This is a genomic window from Blattabacterium cuenoti (assembly GCF_014251815.1).
Lineage (GTDB): Bacteria > Bacteroidota > Bacteroidia > Flavobacteriales > Blattabacteriaceae > Blattabacterium > Blattabacterium cuenoti_E.
Genome location: NZ_CP059202.1, coordinates 126,911 through 145,945, shown reverse-complemented (window position 1 = coordinate 145,945; position 19,035 = coordinate 126,911). Strand labels below are relative to the sequence as shown.

The 19,035-nt window shown below is 27.8% G+C and carries 20 protein-coding genes and 1 tRNA gene; 11 read left to right on the top strand and 10 right to left on the bottom strand.

Annotated features, from left to right (window positions below; genetic code table 11):
- The first annotated feature begins 25 nt into the window (after positions 1-25).
- Positions 26-820: a thymidylate synthase gene (locus H0H54_RS00695; RefSeq protein WP_185863370.1), complete on the top strand. Its 795-nt coding sequence runs from the start codon at positions 26-28 to the stop codon at positions 818-820.
- A gap of 8 nt (positions 821-828) precedes the next feature.
- Here the strand turns inward: H0H54_RS00695 and thrC are convergent, their stop codons facing one another.
- Genes thrC through thrA form a run of 3 tightly spaced genes read right to left on the bottom strand, consistent with a single transcriptional unit; the run spans position 829 to position 5,569 of the window.
- Positions 829-2,145, bottom strand: coding sequence for a threonine synthase (thrC, locus tag H0H54_RS00690; protein ID WP_185863369.1), 1,317 nt, complete (start codon positions 2,143-2,145; stop codon positions 829-831).
- 20 nt (positions 2,146-2,165) lie between these two features.
- Positions 2,166-3,116: a homoserine kinase gene (locus H0H54_RS00685; RefSeq protein WP_185863368.1), complete on the bottom strand. Its 951-nt coding sequence runs from the start codon at positions 3,114-3,116 to the stop codon at positions 2,166-2,168.
- Between the two features lie 5 nt (positions 3,117-3,121).
- Positions 3,122-5,569 (bottom strand): bifunctional aspartate kinase/homoserine dehydrogenase I, encoded by a 2,448-nt coding sequence (gene thrA / locus H0H54_RS00680; RefSeq protein ID WP_185863367.1) that lies wholly within the window; start codon positions 5,567-5,569, stop codon positions 3,122-3,124.
- A 280-nt stretch (positions 5,570-5,849) separates the two neighbouring features.
- On the opposite strand from thrA, the gene H0H54_RS00675 reads away from it, so the two are divergent.
- A complete protein-coding gene (locus tag H0H54_RS00675) occupies positions 5,850-6,482 on the top strand; it encodes an urease subunit gamma (protein ID WP_185863366.1) in 633 nt (210 codons plus the stop codon).
- Entirely contained in the window at positions 6,479-8,185 is a 1,707-nt protein-coding gene (ureC, locus tag H0H54_RS00670) for an urease subunit alpha (protein WP_185863365.1), read from the top strand. Before H0H54_RS00675 ends, ureC begins: the two co-directional genes overlap by 4 nt.
- A gap of 7 nt (positions 8,186-8,192) precedes the next feature.
- On the opposite strand, the gene H0H54_RS00665 is transcribed toward ureC, so the two are convergent.
- Positions 8,193-8,274, bottom strand: a tRNA-Leu gene (locus tag H0H54_RS00665).
- Between the two features lie 21 nt (positions 8,275-8,295).
- The gene (locus tag H0H54_RS00660; protein WP_317168493.1) at positions 8,296-8,589 is read right to left on the bottom strand and encodes a deaminase; all 294 of its coding nucleotides are present in this window, start codon (positions 8,587-8,589) and stop codon (positions 8,296-8,298) included.
- A 175-nt stretch (positions 8,590-8,764) separates the two neighbouring features.
- Between H0H54_RS00660 and H0H54_RS00655 the strand changes: the two genes are divergently transcribed.
- Positions 8,765-9,571 (top strand): TrmH family RNA methyltransferase, encoded by an 807-nt coding sequence (locus H0H54_RS00655; protein ID WP_185863364.1) that lies wholly within the window; start codon positions 8,765-8,767, stop codon positions 9,569-9,571.
- Here H0H54_RS00655 and H0H54_RS00650 read toward each other — a convergent pair.
- Positions 9,564-10,043 carry a ribonuclease HI gene (locus tag H0H54_RS00650; RefSeq protein ID WP_185863363.1) on the bottom strand — a complete coding sequence of 160 codons (480 nt, stop codon included), beginning with the start codon at positions 10,041-10,043 and terminating at the stop codon, positions 9,564-9,566. The genes H0H54_RS00655 and H0H54_RS00650 overlap by 8 nt on opposite strands.
- A 12-nt stretch (positions 10,044-10,055) precedes the next feature.
- Complete coding sequence (locus H0H54_RS00645; RefSeq protein ID WP_185863362.1) at positions 10,056-10,817, bottom strand: lysophospholipid acyltransferase family protein; 762 nt, start codon at positions 10,815-10,817, stop codon at positions 10,056-10,058.
- A 146-nt stretch (positions 10,818-10,963) separates the two neighbouring features.
- Here H0H54_RS00645 and fbp point away from each other — a divergent pair, with 146 nt between their 5' ends.
- Genes fbp through H0H54_RS03105 form a run of 3 tightly spaced genes read left to right on the top strand, consistent with a single transcriptional unit; the run spans position 10,964 to position 12,337 of the window.
- The gene (fbp, locus tag H0H54_RS00640) at positions 10,964-11,974 is read left to right on the top strand and encodes a class 1 fructose-bisphosphatase (protein ID WP_185863361.1); all 1,011 of its coding nucleotides are present in this window, start codon (positions 10,964-10,966) and stop codon (positions 11,972-11,974) included.
- A complete protein-coding gene (locus H0H54_RS03085; protein ID WP_238784786.1) occupies positions 11,967-12,143 on the top strand; it encodes a hypothetical protein in 177 nt (58 codons plus the stop codon). The genes fbp and H0H54_RS03085 overlap by 8 nt, the downstream gene beginning before the upstream one ends.
- Positions 12,144-12,178: 35 nt before the next feature.
- Positions 12,179-12,337 (top strand): hypothetical protein, encoded by a 159-nt coding sequence (locus H0H54_RS03105; protein ID WP_394366893.1) that lies wholly within the window; start codon positions 12,179-12,181, stop codon positions 12,335-12,337.
- On the opposite strand, the gene H0H54_RS00630 is transcribed toward H0H54_RS03105, so the two are convergent.
- Both H0H54_RS00630 and pyrE read right to left on the bottom strand, forming a co-directional pair.
- Positions 12,328-12,903 carry a MarC family protein gene (locus tag H0H54_RS00630; protein WP_185863360.1) on the bottom strand — a complete coding sequence of 192 codons (576 nt, stop codon included), beginning with the start codon at positions 12,901-12,903 and terminating at the stop codon, positions 12,328-12,330. The two genes, H0H54_RS03105 and H0H54_RS00630, sit on opposite strands and share 10 nt — an antisense overlap.
- A gap of 124 nt (positions 12,904-13,027) precedes the next feature.
- Positions 13,028-14,392 carry an orotate phosphoribosyltransferase gene (gene pyrE / locus H0H54_RS00625; protein ID WP_185863359.1) on the bottom strand — a complete coding sequence of 455 codons (1,365 nt, stop codon included), beginning with the start codon at positions 14,390-14,392 and terminating at the stop codon, positions 13,028-13,030.
- Positions 14,393-14,448: 56 nt separating this feature from the next.
- Here pyrE and H0H54_RS00620 point away from each other — a divergent pair, with 56 nt between their 5' ends.
- Positions 14,449-15,396, top strand: a complete 948-nt coding sequence (locus H0H54_RS00620) for a dihydroorotate oxidase (protein WP_185863358.1) — start codon at positions 14,449-14,451, stop codon at positions 15,394-15,396.
- On the opposite strand, the gene proS is transcribed toward H0H54_RS00620, so the two are convergent.
- Positions 15,390-16,868, bottom strand: a complete 1,479-nt coding sequence (gene proS / locus H0H54_RS00615) for a proline--tRNA ligase (RefSeq protein WP_185863357.1) — start codon at positions 16,866-16,868, stop codon at positions 15,390-15,392. The genes H0H54_RS00620 and proS overlap by 7 nt on opposite strands.
- Before the next feature lie 105 nt (positions 16,869-16,973).
- Between proS and rpmF the strand changes: the two genes are divergently transcribed.
- From rpmF to accC, 3 genes are read left to right on the top strand one after another with little or no spacing between them, the layout of a single operon-like run.
- A complete protein-coding gene (gene rpmF / locus H0H54_RS00610) occupies positions 16,974-17,171 on the top strand; it encodes a 50S ribosomal protein L32 (protein WP_185863356.1) in 198 nt (65 codons plus the stop codon).
- Positions 17,172-17,181: 10 nt separating this feature from the next.
- On the top strand, positions 17,182-17,646 hold the full coding sequence (gene accB / locus H0H54_RS00605; RefSeq protein ID WP_185863355.1) for an acetyl-CoA carboxylase biotin carboxyl carrier protein: 465 nt from the start codon (positions 17,182-17,184) through the stop codon (positions 17,644-17,646).
- Positions 17,647-17,668: 22 nt separating this feature from the next.
- The gene (gene accC / locus H0H54_RS00600) at positions 17,669-19,033 is read left to right on the top strand and encodes an acetyl-CoA carboxylase biotin carboxylase subunit (protein ID WP_185863354.1); all 1,365 of its coding nucleotides are present in this window, start codon (positions 17,669-17,671) and stop codon (positions 19,031-19,033) included.
- The last annotated feature ends 2 nt before the right edge of the window (positions 19,034-19,035 follow it).

The following is a 19,035-nucleotide window of genomic DNA, read 5'->3' as shown; positions in this document are numbered from 1 at the left end:
AAGAAATTATATAATTAGTATGATTATGAAACAATATTTAAATTTATTAAAAAACGTATTAAAAAAGGGCGTAAAAAAGAAGGATAGAACTGGCGTAGGAACAATAAGCCTATTTGGGTATCAAATGAAATTTGATTTAGAAAAAGGTTTCCCTCTTTTAACTACTAAAAAATTAAATATACGATCTATTATTTACGAATTATTGTGGTTTTTAAAAGGAGAAACAAACATTAAATTTTTAACAAATAATAAAGTTAATATTTGGAAAAATTGGTCTGATAGTAATGGAGAATTAGGACCAATATATGGATTCCAATGGAGAAAATGGCCCACTTCCGATGGGGATTTTGTTGATCAAATAGTTAACATTATAAAAGAAATAAAACTCAATCCCGATTCTAGACGTTTAATTGTTTCTTCTTGGAATGTGGGAATGATTCAAGATATGGCATTACCTCCTTGTCATTTATTATTTCAATTTTATGTATATAAAAAAAAATTATCATTACTTTTATATCAAAGAAGTGCAGATATTTTTATTGGACTACCATTCAATATCGCTTCTTATGCTTTGTTACTAACCATGTTCGCTCATACTCTCAACTTAAAAGGAAAAGAACTAATTCATACCATAGGAGACGCTCATATTTATAATAATCATATTGAGCAAGTGAAACTCCAAATGAAAAGAACTCCAAAACCGCTTCCTACAATCAGACTCAATTCTTCTGTGAAGGATATTTTTCAATTTCGTTTTGAAGATTTTGAGTTAAAAAATTACAATCCTTTTCCTCATATTAAGGGAGATGTCGCCATTTAAAAATTCATTTATTTTCTTTCTAATAACCAACTTTTGAAAACATTAAAATCATTGGATAAAGATATTTTTTGACTTATGTTTTTTTTATTCAAAAAAATTTCTAGTTCTGGGGTTGAAACTATTTTTTTTCGTAAAAAAAAGGGCATATGATCTAAAAATTTAATAGGATGAGCTGTTTCTAAGAAAATAGATGGTTCTGAAGTATTATTCATTTCTTGTAAATACTGTCTAAGGCCTAAATAACCAATAGATCCATGTGGATCTAGTATATATTTATATTTTTTCCATATCATTTCTATAGCTGTCAAAGCTTCTTCATCCGTGAATTTATAGGAAGATAATTTTTTTCTTAATTGAAAGATATTTTTTTTATATAAATGCCATATTCTAGAAAAATTACTGGGATCAGCTATATCCATAGCATTCGATATAGTTTTTTTTACCGGAAGAGGATGGTATTTTTCAGATTTTAAAAATCGGGGGATAGTATCATTAATATTTGTAGATGCAATAAAAAATTTTATAGGTAATCCCATTTTTTCAGCCATCATTCCTGCGCAAATATTTCCAAAATTCCCACTAGGAACTGAAAAAATTAATTCTATCGGATTTTTTACGATTATTTGTCTATAAGCTAAAAAATAATAAAACATTTGAGGGAGCCATCTCCCTATATTAATAGAATTTGCAGAAGTTAATGTATATTTTTTATTCACTTCCTTGTCTAAGAAAGCTTTTTTGACCATATTTTGACAATCATCAAAACTTCCATGTATTTCCAAAGCTAATATGTTATCACCTAATGAAGTGATTTGTTTCTTTTGTAAAGAACTAACCCCATTATATGGATATAAAATGAGAACTTCTATTCCATATTTTTTATGAAACCCTTTAGCTACAGCTCCTCCGGTATCCCCTGAAGTTGCTACTAATACTGTAATATTTTTTCCTTCTTTTTCAGAAAGAAAACTTAAGCATCCAGCCATAAACTGAGCCCCTACATCTTTAAAAGCTAAAGTAGGACCATGAAAAAGTTCTAATACGTGAATGTTATCATGTATTTTTTTCAATGGAAAAGAAAAATTTAAAGTATTATGAATAATACTTTCGATATTATTAGATATGTATTTTCCAATATAAGGTTTAATAACATCCATTGCAATTGTATGAATATCATAAATTGGAAGTTTATGAATAAATTGAGTCTTTAATTTAGGAATACATTGAGGCATATATAAACCACCATCAGGCGATAATCCTCTTAAAACAGCGTCTTCGAAGGAAACTAGATCTTTTTTATAATTTTTTAAACTGTAATATAACATACATACTTATTTTATAATTTTTATATATGATTCCACTTTACCCCTTGTTGATTGACAGGAGAAGTATAAGTTTTATAATCCACTTTTAACGGAGAATATACTCTATTCATGATCTCAGTAACTTTTTGGGCTGTATGATTTCCTTTACTAAGCATAAAAACAGATGGCCCTGAACCAGAAATTCCCCCTCCCAAGGCTCCTATTTCTTTACATCTTATTTTTAATTCATAAAAAGCTGGTATTAGTATAGCTCGTATAGGTTCTACAATAACATCTTCCAATGATCTACTTATTAATCTGTAATCTTCTTGATACAAACCAGCTACTAATGCCCCTACATTTCCCCATTGTTTAATAGCATCTGTCATTAATATTTTTTGTTTTAAAATTTCTCTAGCATCTGATGTTTTCACTTCGATTTGTGGATGTATAATACTGATCCATAATTCGCTAGGAGTATGTAATTTTGTAATATCCAACGGTTTATAACTTCTAATCAATGTCATGCCACCCATGATAGCAGGAGCGACATTATCAGCATGAGCAGTTCCACTTGCTACACGTTCTCCTTCCATTGCAAAACGAATTAATTGTATAGTGCTAAAAGGATTTCCTAATAAAATGTTAGCTCCATAAACAACACCAGCCGCACTCGCTGCACTAGATCCTATTCCACTTCCAGGATGAATATTTTTAATTAATTCTACTTCAAATCCTATTTTTTCTTCATTATCAAATCTTTGTGTTTGTTTATATTTTTTTAAAAAAAATTCTAAAGCTACAAAAGCCACGTTTTTTTTTGGATCATTAGGCAGTGATGATCCATATATTCTCTTAATACGTATTCCTGGATTATTAGATTTATATAAAAAAATTTCATCTTTTGGAAAATCTAAGGCTAATCCAATAACATCAAACCCACAAGCCAAATTAGCTACAGTGGCTGGAGAAAATATTTTGATTCCTTTCATAACTTTTATTTAGTAGCTTTAATAATATCTGAAAAAACTCCAGATGCAGTAACTTCTGCACCTGCTCCTGCTCCTTTTATGATAAGAGGTTGTTCCGCATAACGATATGTGTTATATAAAACCATATTATCTTTTCCTTCTAGTTGAAAAAACGGGTGAGTTTGTTTCACGGATTCTAATCCCACAAAGGCAATTCCATTTTCATAACGTGCAATAAAACGTAAACGCTTCTTTTCTTTTTCCGCTTCATTTCTAATATTAAAAAAATAATTTTTGAATCTATATAATTCTTGATAAAAATGATCTATAGATGTTGAATTTAAACAAGTTTCTGGTAGAAAAGATTTTTTATGAATGTCACTTAGTTCTAATGGAGAACCACATTCTCTTGCTAAAATTAGTATCTTTCGCATGACATCTAATCCACTTAAATCAATTCTAGGATCAGGCTCTGTATATCCTTTTAATTGAGCTTCTTTTACTACTTCTAAAAAAGATTTTTCTCCTACAAAATGATTAAATATAAAATTCAAACTTCCTGATAATACAGCTTCTATTTTATTGATTTTATCTCCACTATTGATTAGATCGTTTAATGTACTAATGACTGGAAGACTAGCTCCTACATTGGTTTCGAACAAAAATGGAGCTTTAAAATGTCTGGATAGTGTTTTTAATCTTTTGTAATGATCATAATCTGAAGAACAAGCTATTTTATTACAAGTAATAACACCAATCCCATTTTTTAAAAATTTATCGTAAGTCATAGCCATTTCTTCACTAGCTGTATTATCTACAAATAAACTATTTCTTAGATTAAATTTCCATACTTCTTCCATAAAGGAATATATGTTCATGTCAATTCCTTTTTGTTTCAAGTCTTTTTCCCAATTGCTTAAATTAATTCCATGGTCATTGAAATACATTTTTCTGCTATTAGCTAATCCAATAACCCTAACTTGAAGTTTTAATTCTTCTAATAAATAATTCTGTTGTTGATCAATCTGTTCGAGCAATTTACTTCCTACTTTTCCTACTCCACAAATGAAAAGGTTAATTTGTTTCGGGGGACTTTCAAAAAAAGCTTCATGTAAAGTATTTAATGCTTTTTTAAAATCCGTTTTTCTAATAACGGCTGATATATTTTTTTCAGTAGAACCTTGTGCGATGGCTCTAACATTAATACTATTTCTTCCTAAAGCTGAAAACATTTTTCCACTAGTTCCATGAAGATTTTTCATATTATCTCCCACTACAGCAATAATACAAAGATCTTTTTCAATTCTTAATGGATCAATACGTCTTTGATGGATTTCTTGAGCAAATTCACTATCTATTACAGCTTTTGCTTTAATAACATCCGTTTCATGAATCCCTGTAGTAATTGAATGTTCTGAAGAACTTTGAGTTATAAATATAACATTTATTTTTTCACGTGATAGTGCTTCGAATAAACGTTTAGAATATCCAGGAATTCCTATCATTCCACTTCCTTCTAATGTAAGTAATGCCATATTCTGAATTCCAGATATACCCGTAACAGGTTGACTAATATTTGTGTTCTTGTTCATATAAATTAAAGTCCCCGTATCTAAAGGAGAGAAGGTGTTTTTAATCTGTATAGGAATATGTTTCTTCATAGCAGGTTGAATTGTAGGAGGATAAATTACTTTTGCTCCAAAATGCGATAATTCCATTGCTTCCTCATAAGAAATTTCTTTTATAGGAAAAGCTTGATTCACAATTTTTGGATTTGCTGTCATCATTCCACTCACATCTGTCCAAATTTCAAGTAAACTAGCAGATATAGCAGCAGCTAAAATAGACGCAGTATAATCAGACCCACCTCTTCCAAGAGTAGTGGTTTCATTTTCTAACGTAGAACCTATAAATCCTGGTAATACGATATATTCTGATGTTTTCTCACGAAAAAACTGAATAATATGGTGATTGCTTGTAATAAAATCCACTTGAGCGCATCCAAATTGAGAATCTGTAATAATTAAATCTCTACTATCTTTACAAGTAGCATCTAAACCAGATTGTTTCAATTTTTCTGCTATGAGAAAAGATGAACTTAGTTCTCCAAAACTCATGATTTTATCTAAAGATCGTTTTGAAAGTTCTTCTACTTGAAAAATTCCATCACATAAATTTTCTAAATCATTCATATTTTTTTTAATCCAACTGATTAAATGACTTTGATAAGTAATGGGAAACAATTCTCTTATAATATTAAGATGTCGAATTTCTATTTCTTCTAATATATTTTTATAAATATTTTTTCTTTCAGAAGCTAATTGCCCACATTGTATTAATTGATCTGTAATATTTCCTAATGCAGATACAACAACAGCATATCTTCCTTTTGGTTTTTTTTCTAATAAAGAACAAATACGTTTTATAGCATCAGAATGAGCGACAGAACTTCCACCAAATTTTAAAACTTGCATTTTTTAATTATTTTTTAAAACAATTTTCCCATCTTTAAAGATGTTAACAAAAATAATGATTATTTATGGAGGTGTATTTTTTATTCTTTTGATTGATATGATTAATATGAAAATTTTTTTTGTATATCTATAGATAGATGATAATGATCAAAGACTTTATAGCATATAATGACGATTCTATTTATAATTTATTATAAATATTTCATAACTTTAAACTCATACTCATTATTGTTTTGTTTGTTGCAACGAATATTATGTTTATGAATTAAATTGAAAGAATATGCATTTAACTTCTTATGAAAAGGAAAAAATTCTTCTGCACATGGCTGGAGAATTGGCAAAAAAACGTTTAAAAAGAGGATTAAGATTGAATTATCCTGAATCTTTAGCTTTAATCACTCATTATGTAATGGAAGGAGCTCGTGATGGAAAAACAGTAAAAGATCTCATGTACGAAGCAGGAAATATTCTGAATGATGAACAAGTTATGGATGGAGTGTATGAATTGCTTAATAATGTTCAAATAGAAGCTACTTTTCCTGATGGAACAAAATTAGTAACGATACATCATCCTATCAAAAAAAATAGAAAAGAAAATTCTAGCCTCATTCCAGGACAATATGATCTTCTTAAAGAAGATATAGTATTATTACCCGGAAGATCTCGTATAGAACGAATAGTATCGAATACAGGGACTAGGCCTATTCAAGTCGGTTCTCATTTTCATTTTTATGAAACAAATTCTGCTCTTCTTTTTGAGAGAAAAGGGACTAAAGGATATAGGCTTGATATTCCTTCTGGGAGATCTATTCGTTTTGAGCCAGGAGAAACAAAAGAAATTGTATTAGTTGAAATTGGAGGAAGTAAAAAAATTTACGGATTTTCAGGAAAAGAAAATACAGATAATATATGAAAAAAATAGATAGAGAATCTTATGCAAGTATGTATGGGCCCACTAAAGGAGATAAAATTCGTTTAGGTGATACATCATTATGGATTGAAATAGAAAAAGACTATACTATTTATGGAGATGAATGTGTTTTTGGGGGCGGAAAAGTGATTAGAGATGGAATGGGACAACATCCATTTGCCATAAGAGATGAAGGAGTTTTAGATTTAGTGTTAACTAATGCTATTATTATAGATCATTGGGGAATCGTAAAAGCGGATATAGGAATTAAAAATGGAATAATTGTTGGGATAGGAAAAGCCGGTAATCCATATTTTATGGACGGCGTTGCTTCTAATATGTATATTGGAGCAGGAACAGAAGTGATTTCTTCAGAAAATATAATAGTAACAGCTGGTAGTGTAGATAGTCATGTTCATTATATATGTCCACAATTGTTTGAAGTCGCATTAGAAAGTGGAACAACTACTATTATTGGGGGAGGATCAGGGCCCGCTACTGGAACTATAGCTACAAATTGTACTTCAGGCGTATGGAACATTCAAAAAATGTTAAAAAGTACAGATCATATACCCATTAATTTTATTTTTCTTGCGAGTGGAAATAGTTCTCGTCCTGAAGCTTTAATTGAGCAAATAAAATCTGGTGCAGGCGGATTAAAAATACATGAAGATTGGGGAAGTACTTTGCATGTTATAGATCAATGTTTAAATGTTGCAGAAAGATTGGATGTTCAAGTTAATATACATACAGATTCCTTAAATGAATCAGGTTATGTGGAAGACACTTTAAAAATATTCAAAAATAGAACAATTCATACTTATCATACAGAAGGTGCTGGAGGTGGACATGCTCCTGATTTACTAAAAGTGATATCGTATTCCAATATTTTACCTTCATCAACAAGTCCCACTATGCCTTATACTTGCAACACTATAGATGAACATTTAGATATGTTAATGATTTGTCATCATTTAGACTCTAACTTACCAGAAGATATTGCCTTTGCAAAATCACGTATAAGATCTGAAACTATTAGCGCAGAAGGAATTTTACATGATATAGGAGCCATTAGTATGACTAGTTCAGATTCTCAAGCTATGGGAAGAATCGGTGAAATTGTAAAAAGAACATGGCAAACAGCTGATAAAATGAAAAAACAAAGAGGACCTCTTAATGAGGATCATTCAAAAAATGATAATTTTAGGGTTAAAAGATACATTTCAAAATATACTATAAACCCTGCTATTACTCATGGAATTTCTGAATATGTAGGATCTGTTCATGTAGGAAAAATGGCAGATTTAGTCTTATGGAAACCTTCTTTTTTTGGAGTTAAACCTGAGCTAGTTATAAAAAGTGGAATGATTGTTTATGCTGGAATGGGAGATCCTAATGCAACTATTCCTACCCCTCAACCATTTATGTATAGAAAAATGTTTGGGTATTTCGAGCCTAAATTAAGCAGTGTTTTTGTTTCAACAAATGCAATAAATAATGGTTTTTTTGAAAAAAATGAAATTAAAAAACAAATAAAAATAGTAAAAGGTTGTCGTGATTTATCCAAAAAAAACATGATTTTAAATGAAAATACCCCAAATTTAGAAGTGGACCCAAAAACATATAATGTCTACGTAAATGGAGAAAAAATAATTTCTCCTCCCTCTGATGTTTTACCACTTTCTCAAAGATATTTTTTATTCTAAAAAAAAATACCCAGAGCGGGATTCGAACCCGCATGATGTTAATCACTGGATTTTGAGTCCAGCGCGTCTACCTATTTCGCCACCTGGGTTTTTTATTATTTGTATTTAATTTAAATAAGTTTTTTTATTTTTATTTTAAGTTTTTTTAAAAAAGTTAATCCTTCATCATTTTTTTCATATAAATAAATAACTCTTTTTATATCAGATAAATAAATCAGTTTACAACATTCTTTACATGGAAAATGAGTGATGTATATAGACCCACCTTCACAAGATAAAGACGAAGAAGACATTTTTAATATTGCATTTGCTTCTGCATGTATGACATACCATTTTGTATCTCCATTATGATCTTCACATATATTATCAAATCCATTTGGAGTACAATTATATCCACAAGATATGATTTTATTGTTTTTAACTATAACAGCTCCTACTTTTTTTTTTTACAATAAGAAAATTTTGAACGTTCAATAGCTATATTCATGTATATCGTATCAGTATCATCGTACTTTTTATCTTTATCAATTTTTTTATAAATCATTATTATATAAGTAAAATATAAGTAAATAAGTAAACATGAAAAAAATATATAGTTCTCAAAATACAGAAATTAAATATTTGATAAAAATTTATAGAAAAAAAAATTATCAGAATATTTTTCTTGTTGAAGGCATAAGAGAATTTAAAATGGCTATAAAAGGTAATTTTTTACCCAAAAAAATATTTATATGTGAAAAAATATTTAATGAATATGATGTCATTCAATCATTTCATTCTATAACTTTTATTATTAGTATGAAAATTTTTAAAAAATTAGCATACAGAGATAATTCTGGTGGAATTCTTGTTTTGTTTAAAGAAAAAAAATACATGAATCAATTGAAAAATATAAAACTTGTTAACCGTTGTTCTTCTTTAATACTTATTCTAGATGGGATAGAAAAACCTGGAAATATAGGTGCTATGTTAAGAATAGCGGATGCTGTAGGAATTCATATTATTATACTATGCAACATGAAGACTTATATGTATAATTCTAATATTATCAGATGTAGTTTAGGGAGTATTTTCACAAGGAATATTTTCTTGGAAAAAATAGAATCAGTCATGTGTTGGTTACAAAAAAATAAAATACAAATTATGACAACAGGATTCAGTAGGCATATACAAGCAAAAAATTTGTATCATATTCAATTTTATCATTATAAAAATATAGCTCTTGTTTTTGGTTCTGAAAATAAAGGCGTATCCAATATTTGGTTAAAAAAAGCTAATAGAATCATAACGATTCCTATGTTTGGAAACGTAGATTCATTAAACGTTAGTACAGCAATGTCTGTGATAATATATGAAATTATTAGACAAAAAAAATATATTAAATAATATTTTGTTTTTCATATGTATAATCTATTTTTAAATTTTTTTTTTGGGAAGCTTCTACAGATAATCGATCACAATAATCATTAATGTAATGATAGTTATGACTTTTTATCCAAAAAAATGTAATGAAATGTTCATAATATAAATCCAAAAATCTTTTCCATAAATCTACATTTTTTTTATTGTGGAAATTATTTTTTTTCCATTTATCAATCCATCTATTTTGTACAGTATTTATTATGTATTTAGAGTCAGTAAAAACAACAATATTTTGTTTTTTATTTTTTATTTTTTCTAGTCCTACTATTACTGATAATAGTTCCATCCTATTATTCGTTGTATAACGAAATCCTTCAGAAATTGTTTTTCTATTATAAAAATGACAAAAAAAAATTTCTATAAAAACTCCATATCCTCCCGGGCCAGGATTACCTTTTGAAGACCCGTCAGTATAAATATGAATTTTTTTGTTCAAAAATTATTTATTTTATTTGTTTCTTTCACGTTCAAATTTTTCCAATTGATATTTTATTATATTAAAACATTTCTCTTTCAGATTATTTTTATCTTTTAAGGATAAATTTTTTGTTGATATGGTATGATGTTGTTTAATCCTTATTTTTCCTGGTTTTCCTTTCATAATAGAAGAACTGGGAAATTTTGTTTTTATGTCAGCTATAGTAAAAGGAATAATAGGGATTTTTTTTATAATAGCAATAAAAAAGGCTCCACTTTTAAAGTGGTCCAATAAAATATAAGGTTTAGGGACTCCACCTTCTGGAAAAATACAAACACTTTTTCCAGAATCTACTTTATCTTCTATTTTCTTAAATACTTGTATACAACTTGATAAGTTGTTTCTCTCAATGAGAATATTGCTTTTTTTATAAACGAATCCGAAAAAAGGAAGTTTAGCTAATTCTGCTTTTCCAACAAAAACCAAGGGATGATCTCTCATCAGAGAATAAATCAACATAATATCCATAATAGAACTGTGATTACTGATAATTACATATTGTTGATTTTTATCTAATATTTCTTTATCTTCTTTCTCTAACACATACCAAAATCCCATAAAAAAGAGATTGCTTCTGGCCCACATTTGGTGAAACCAATATGCAATGGGATAATGTTTTTCTTTGAAAAGAAATGGAATAGAAGCTCCTGCCCATAAAGGAATCAAAAATATATTGATAATAAAAAACCATGTACGCCATAACAATATGAATGATGTTTGTATAATTCTCATTACAAGGATAAGATAAATTAATAGAAATATATAAAATTCGTAATAACTTTAGCAAATATAATTTTTATATAAATTGAAATATGATATAAAATTTTTATAAAAAAAATCAGATCTTTATATATAATATAAAATAAAGAAAGTATTTCTTGAAAGATTATACATTAGGAGAGTTTCTTATAGAAGAAAATAGAGAGGGTTTTTCGCATTCAACCGAAGCATTGTTACGGTTATTTAGCTCTATAAAATTAGCTTCTAAAGCGATTCATAAAGAAGTAAATAAAGCAGGATTAACAAAGGAAATAATAGGAGGTTCTGGTATTACTAATGTTCAAGGAGAAAAACAACAAAAGTTAGATGATTTTGCTCATAGAGCTTTTATTGAATCTTTTAAAAGTAGAAATGTTGTTTGTGGAATCGCCTCTGAAGAAAGCAAAGATTTTATAGTGATAAAAGGAAAACAAGAAAATATTAAAAATCAATATATTGTTTTAATAGATCCACTTGATGGTTCTTCTAATATAGATGTGAATGTATCTATTGGAACTATATTTTCGGTATATTTAAGAAAATCTTCGATTCGAAATAATTTAACGATAGAAGATTTTTTACAAAAAGGGAATCAACAAATTCTTGCAGGATATATTATATATGGATCTTCTACTATATTGGTATATAGTACTGGAAATGGAGTACATGGATTTACTTTAGATCCTTCAGTTGGAACGTTTTATTTATCTCATTATAATCTTCGTTTTCCTAAAACGGAAAAAATTTATTCTATTAATGAAGGAAATTATGCAAAATTTCCTAGTGGAATTAGGAAATTTATAAGATATTGTCAAGAAAAAAAAGGGAACCGTCCTTATACAGCAAGATATATTGGGTCTTTAGTCGGAGATTTTCACAGAAATTTGATACAAGGAGGGATATATATTTACCCTAAAACGGCTTCTTCTCCAGAAGGAAAATTGAGGTTACTTTATGAATGTAATCCTATGGCTTTTTTATCGGAACAAGCAGGAGGAAAAGCTTCTGATGGTAAAAAAAAACGTATTTTAGATATAGTTCCCACTGAATTACATCAAAGAACTCCATTTGTTTGTGGGCCGACAGAGATAGTTTCCAAATTAGAAGAGTTTATGGTAAATTATGAATAAATTTTTATCAATGCACTTCAAAGAAAAAGAAACTTTTGAAAAAATAATAAAACATGGGAAATATTTATTCGTATATCCTATTTTATCTGTTTCTTTATCGAAAGAAAGGAATTTTTTAAAAAATTCAACAGTAAATCTTGTTGGAACTTTGGTAAAAAAAAAAATTTAAAAAAATCAGTTCATAGAAATAAAATAAAACGTTTATTGAGGGCTTCTTTTTTTTCGAATAAGTCTATGTTAGAGAAAATGCATAGAGATTATTACATAGTTTTTATATATAAATCTTTTTATTTACCTGAATTTAAAAATATTAATGAATCTGTTATAAATATTTTCAATAAAATTATAAAAAATCATTGTTGAAATAATTGACCAGCATTTGCGCCAAAAATTTTTACTGCAAAGGCTAATAAAACAATTCCAAATATTTTCTTTAAAATATCTAATCCGTTATTTCCTATTTTTTCCGCTATAAAATCACATCTATCTATAACGAAATAAACAACTATCATATTCAAAATAAGAGATAATAAAATAATATTTACGTCATAAGTTGCTCTTAATGAAATTAACGTAGTTAAAGATCCCGGACCAGCTATAAGTGGAAAAGCTATTGGAACAATAGAAGTTTGAGCGTTTTTAGTAACCTTATGAAGATCTATCCCTAATATCATTTCTAAACCAATTAAAAACAATACGAAAGATCCCGCGACAGAAAAAGAATGGACATCCACTCCAATGATTTTAAGCATAGGTTGCCCTAAAAAAAGAAAAGATAAAAATATCACAAGAGAAGTAATTATAACTTTCTTAGTGTCTATAATATTCCCTTTTGATTTAAATCCCATAATTATGGGAGCATTACCTAATATGTCTATAATGCTAAAAAGTATCATAAAACAACTAATTAATGAATTTACCCATTCCATACTCAAAATTTATTCAAAAAAATATTTATGATTTAAACAACTTTTATGACTACACATATACAAATTAAATAAAAATATAATCAGTATCATTAATTTTTTTAAAAAACTCATATTATATAAATGTTCAAAGCCCATTTTCATAAGCTTTCCATCCTGCATTTCTATATTCTTCTGCCGTAATTTTGGGATTAAATGATTGTGAAATAGCTTTTCCAACAATAATAAAATCGCTTCTATTTTTTTCGAAAGCTTTCACTGGATGAGTGTAGTTATTTCCTACATTATTTTTTTTTTTTAAAAAATGAATACCAGGTGTAAATAATAATAATCGATCATCCACCTTTCTTTGTGCTACTGTCCCAATAACTTTTGGATTTTTTAAAGAAATATTTAATGCTTTTCTTATGTAATTATCATCAGACAATCTTCCATAAGAAGACATCTCCGATATTGTAATTAATCCCATATTATATGGTATATTTAAGTTTCGTATGCTCATACCACCAGCAAGAACATGAGCCGTTACAATATCAGCCCAAGAAGAAATTTTATGTATCCCGTAATGTAACTGAAGGAGATTAGTAGTACCTACATCACATAATTTTCTATCTTCAAATAACAAAAAATTTTTTTCTATAGAAATATTTTTAAGACAATTTATAAATGAAAACGAAAAATCATTTATAATATCTACATGAAGTTTTAATCCACAAATTATATCTCCAATTAAATTTACTAATTTTAAAATATTTTTAGCGCATATAAAATCAACGGAAACTATTAAGTTTGTTTTTTTTTTCAACGTAATATCTATAAGTTTTTTTCCTATTGGATGAGAAATAATTTCTTTTTTTTCTTCATAAGAGATTCGTTTATTTTTAAAATTTTTTATATTTTTTTTTCTTAAAAAAAATTGAATCATATCTATTTCTTTTCTCTTTAAAAAATGTTTCTTTTTTAAAATTTCGAAAATTTCTCCTATTCGAAATAAAGTTCGAATATTGTATCCTCTTTTTTTTATATTTTCTATTCCTCCTTGTTCTCTATCAAGAATGGACATTATATTTTTAATTATTAATCCTTCTTTTTCAAGATCTATTACAGTTTTTAATAAACTGTCTCCACTTGTAATTACATCTTCTATAATCAGACAGTTTTGTCCTGTTTTATATATCCCTTCAATCATTCGTTCTGTTCCATATCCTTTGTTTTCTTTTCTTTTAATAATTAACGGAATTTTGGATCTCAAAGATAAAGTAATAGCTATAGGCAAAGCCGCATATGGAACACCACAAATTAGTTCAAAATCATAAGATGTAACTTCATGTATAAGTAAATCCGACAACTTTATTAATAAATCCGGTTTAGAAGCTATGGGACGAAAATCTATATATATAGAAGAATTCATTCCACTTTTTAATGTGAAATTTCCAAATTTTATGATTCCCAAATTATAAATTTCTAAAAAGAATTGTTCTTTTTCTTCCATAAAAACTGTTTTGGTAAAGTTAAAAATTTTATACTTGGATATTATATACTATAAATATGATTATGAAAAAAATAGATGTTTCTACTTCCATAAATGGAATTAAACTTCCATTATGTATTATGAATGCTTCAGGAGTTCTTTGTACGACAGATCAAGAATTATCCAATTTATTAAATAGTTGTTCTGGTGGAGTTGTCACAAAAAGTTGCACATATAAACCAAGAAAAGGAAATGTTTCCCCTAGATATTTTGAATGGAATACAGGAAGTATAAATTCTATGGGGTTACCTAATCTTGGTATTAATTTTTATCTAAATTTTTTAGAAAAAAAAGAAATAAACAAACCCGTTTTTCTGTCTATATCCGGATTATCTATAGAAGAAAATTATTTTCTAATTCAAAAAGCTAACGGATCTTCTAAAGTAACTGCTATAGAATTAAATTTATCTTGTCCTAATCTCCTTGAAAAAGAAGACATGTTAAGTTATAATTTTTATAAAATATCAAATTTCATAGAAAACATATTTAAATTTAACAAAAAACCTTTAGGTGTTAAACTTCCTCCTTATTTTCAAGATACACATATTAAAAATATAGCTTTAATTTTAAATAAATTCCCTATTTTTTTTGTGACTTGTATTAATAGCCTCCCTAATGGGATTTTTATTGATACAAATAAAGAATCGGTAGTCATACGACCCAAAAAAGGATTTGGAGGGATAGGTGGTCCAATTATAAAACCATTTGCCTTAGCTAATATTCATAAGTTTTATACTTATCTTCGTAAAGACATTTCTATAATAGGATGTGGAGGAATTTCTTCGGGGAAAGATATTTTTGAACATATATTATGCGGAGCTTCTGCGGTTCAAATTGGAACACAATTTATGAAAGAAGGGATTTCAGTGTTTAGAAGACTGAAAAAAGAATTGACTTTTATTTTAGAAAAAAAAAATTATTTATCCATAGATAATTTTAAAGGAAAGTTAAAAGTTTTTCAATAGGATTTAGAAAAAACCACTCTTTGTAAAGAAGGATTTCCAGAATAAATACATTTTCCTTTTTCTTTTTTATTATACATAGGAATACAGCGTATAGTTGCTTCTGTTTCTTCTTGAATTTTTTGACTTGTTTTTTTTGTTCCATCCCAATGAGCAAAAATGAATCCTCCTGAATGATTGATTTTATTTTTAAAATCATTGTAATTATCTAATTCTATGATTAATTTTTGTGTTCTATTTAAAGCTTTTTTATGAATATTTTTTTGTATTTCATCCAATAATTCTGGAATTGAATTTTTTAAATTCATCCAGGGTAAATATATTTTTTCATATGTATCTCTTCTAAAAATTTCTACTTTATCATTTTGAATTTCGTTTTTTCCTATACTGATTCGTATGGGGACCCCTTTCATTTCATATTCATGAAATTTCCATCCAGGAGTAAATGTAGTATTATTGTCATATTTAGCTCTTATTCCTTCTTGTTCTAGAATGTTTAATATTTTTTTTGAAATTTCATTAATCATCATACATTTTTCTTTATTATTATTATTATATATAGGGACAATAATAATTTGTATTGGAGCAATTTTTGGGGGCAAAACTAATCCTTTATCATCAGAATGAGACATGATTAATGCGCCTATTAATCTAGTAGACACCCCCCAAGAAGTTGACCATACATATTCTTGTTTTCCGTTGAAATTAGTGTATTTTACATCAAAAGCTTTTGAAAAATTTTGTCCTAAAAAATGTGATGTTCCAATTTGTAAAGCTTTTCCATCTTGCATAAGTGCTTCAATACAATATGTTTTTTCCGAACCAGAAAATTTATCCATATATGGTTTTATTCCTTGTAATACGGGAATAGCCATAAATTTTTCTGAAAAATCTGTATAAATATTTAATATTTTTAAGGTTTCTTCTAGAGCTTCTTGTTTTGTAGAATGAGCCGTATGTCCTTCTTGCCATAGGAATTCAGTCGTTCTAAGAAATAAACGGGTGCGCATTTCCCATCTCAGTGCATTACCCCACTGATTAAATAAAATAGGTAAATCTCTATAAGATTGAATCCAACGTTTGTAAGTTTTCCATATTATACTTTCTGAAGTGGGTCTAATTACCAACTCTTCTTGTAATTCAGATTCCGGATCTATAATTAAACTTTCTTTTCCTATATTTTTTTTCAATCTAGAATGTGTAACAACCGCACATCCTTCAGAAAAAATTTCAGTATGTTCCTTTTCTTTTGAAAAAATAGACTTTGGAATTAGTAAAGGGAAATATACATTTTGATGTCCAGTGAATTTTAACATTTGATCTAGTATTGTTTTCATTCTATCCCATAAAGAGTATCCATATGGTTTTATGATCATAAATCCACGTATTCCTGAAAATTCAGCTAAACCAGATTTAACAATTATTTCGTTGTACCATTTTGAGTAATTTTCACTACGTTTAGTCAATTGTCTCATAAAAGATTACATTTTATAATATCTATTTCTGTTTGTATAAATAATTTAACACATTTAATTTTATTTCTAAATTAGTAATTTATTAATTATTAAATATGTTTATTTATGGCCCACCCTAAAAGAAGACAATCTAAATCTAGAAGAAATAAAAGAAGAAGCCACTTTAAGATTAAAGAACCTTTGTTAGTAAAATGTGCTTTTACAAAGCAAAAACATTTATATCATCATGCATATTGGCATGAGAATAAACTTTATTATAGAGGAAAAATTGTATGTAGTAAAAACGAAAAAGAATCCTTATAAATAAAAGATTATGGATCTAAAAAAAATCAAATCTTTGATTCAGATTATTTCGGATTCAAATATTGATGAAATTAGGATAAAAATGGATAATACTGAAATTTACATGAAAAATAAAACATTAATGAAAAACGAAAAACGTTCATGTTATCCTACTAAAGTATATTCATCATCATCTATTTCTGATTTTTCTGATAGGTTTTATAAAACGGGAAAAGAAAATGAAAATCAATATTTAACCATAAAATCTCCTATGATAGGAACATTTTACAGAAAACCTCATCCTGATCAAGAACCTTTTGTCAAAGTAGGAGATGAAATAAAAATAGGGACAAAAGTCTGTGTCATAGAAACAATGAAACTGTTTAATGATATTGAATCTGAAGTGAATGGAAAGTTGCTTAAAGTTCTGGTAGAGGATGCTTCTCCTGTTGATTATGATCAACCTTTATTTCTTTTAGATCCTATTCAATCTTAACTATCTTAACTATTAAATTTTTATGTTTAAAAAAATATTAATAGCTAATCGTGGAGAAATTGCTTTACGAATTATACGGACAGCCAAAGAAATGGGGATTAAAACTGTAGCTGTTTATTCTACTGCAGATAAATATAGTCTTCATGTTTATTTTGCTGATGAAGCTGTATGTGTAGGGCCTCCCCCTCCATATCAATCTTATTTAAATATACCAAATTTAATTTCTGCTGCAGAAATTACAAATGCAGACGCAATTCATCCTGGATACGGTTTTTTATCTGAAAGTGCATATTTTTCTTCTATGTGTCAAAAACATGGTATAAAATTTATCGGAGCAAAACCTAGTCATATGATTCAAATGGGGAATAAAATTTCAGCTAAAAAAACAATGAAAAAAGTTGGCATCTCCTGTTTACCTGGATCAGACTGTTTTGTTGAATCATCTTATAAAGAAATTGAGAAGATTGCAGATAAAATAGGGTATCCTATTATTATAAAAGCGGCATCTGGAGGTGGAGGAAAAGGAATACGATCTGTTTTAGATAAAAATCATTTAAAAAGTTCTTGGGAAGAAGCTAAGAAAGAGGCATGGTCTTGTTTTCGAAAAAAAGATATGTATATAGAAAGATTAATTTTAAATCCGAGACACATAGAAGTCCAAATTTTAGGAGATAAATATGGAGAAGCCTGTCATTTATCCGAAAGAGATTGTTCTATTCAAAGAAGAAATCAAAAATTACTAGAAGAAGCCCCTTCTCCATTTTTAACTCCATTTCTTAGAAAAAAAATGGGAGAAGAAGCGGTAAAAGCGGCTGAATATATTCATTATGAAGGAGTAGGGACTATAGAATTTTTAGTAGATCAAAATAAAAATTTTTATTTTATGGAAATGAATCCAAGAATACAAGTGGAACATGCTGTAACCGAAGAAATAACAGGTTTGGATTTAATTCAAGAACAAATATTTTTGGCTTATGGAAAAAAACTTTCTATAAAAAAAAATTTTTATCCTAAAATGTACTCAATAGAATGTAGAATTAATGCAGAAGAACCGTATCACAATTTCAGGCCGGTTCCTGGAAAAATAACTCAAATGCATTTACCTGGAGGAAAAGGCGTACGTATTGATACACATATTTATGCAGGATATTTTGTGTCACATTATTATGATTCTATGATTGCTAAAATTATTACCACGGCAAAAAGTAGAGAAGAAACTATTGAAAAAATGCGTCGTTCTTTAGATGAATTTGTAATAGAAGGGATCCATACTACTCTTCCTTTTTATAGAAAACTTATGCGAAATAGTGATTTTTTAGAAGGAAATTATAACACAAATTTTTTGGATAATCTAGACTTAGATTTATTATCTACGAAAAAAGAATGAAA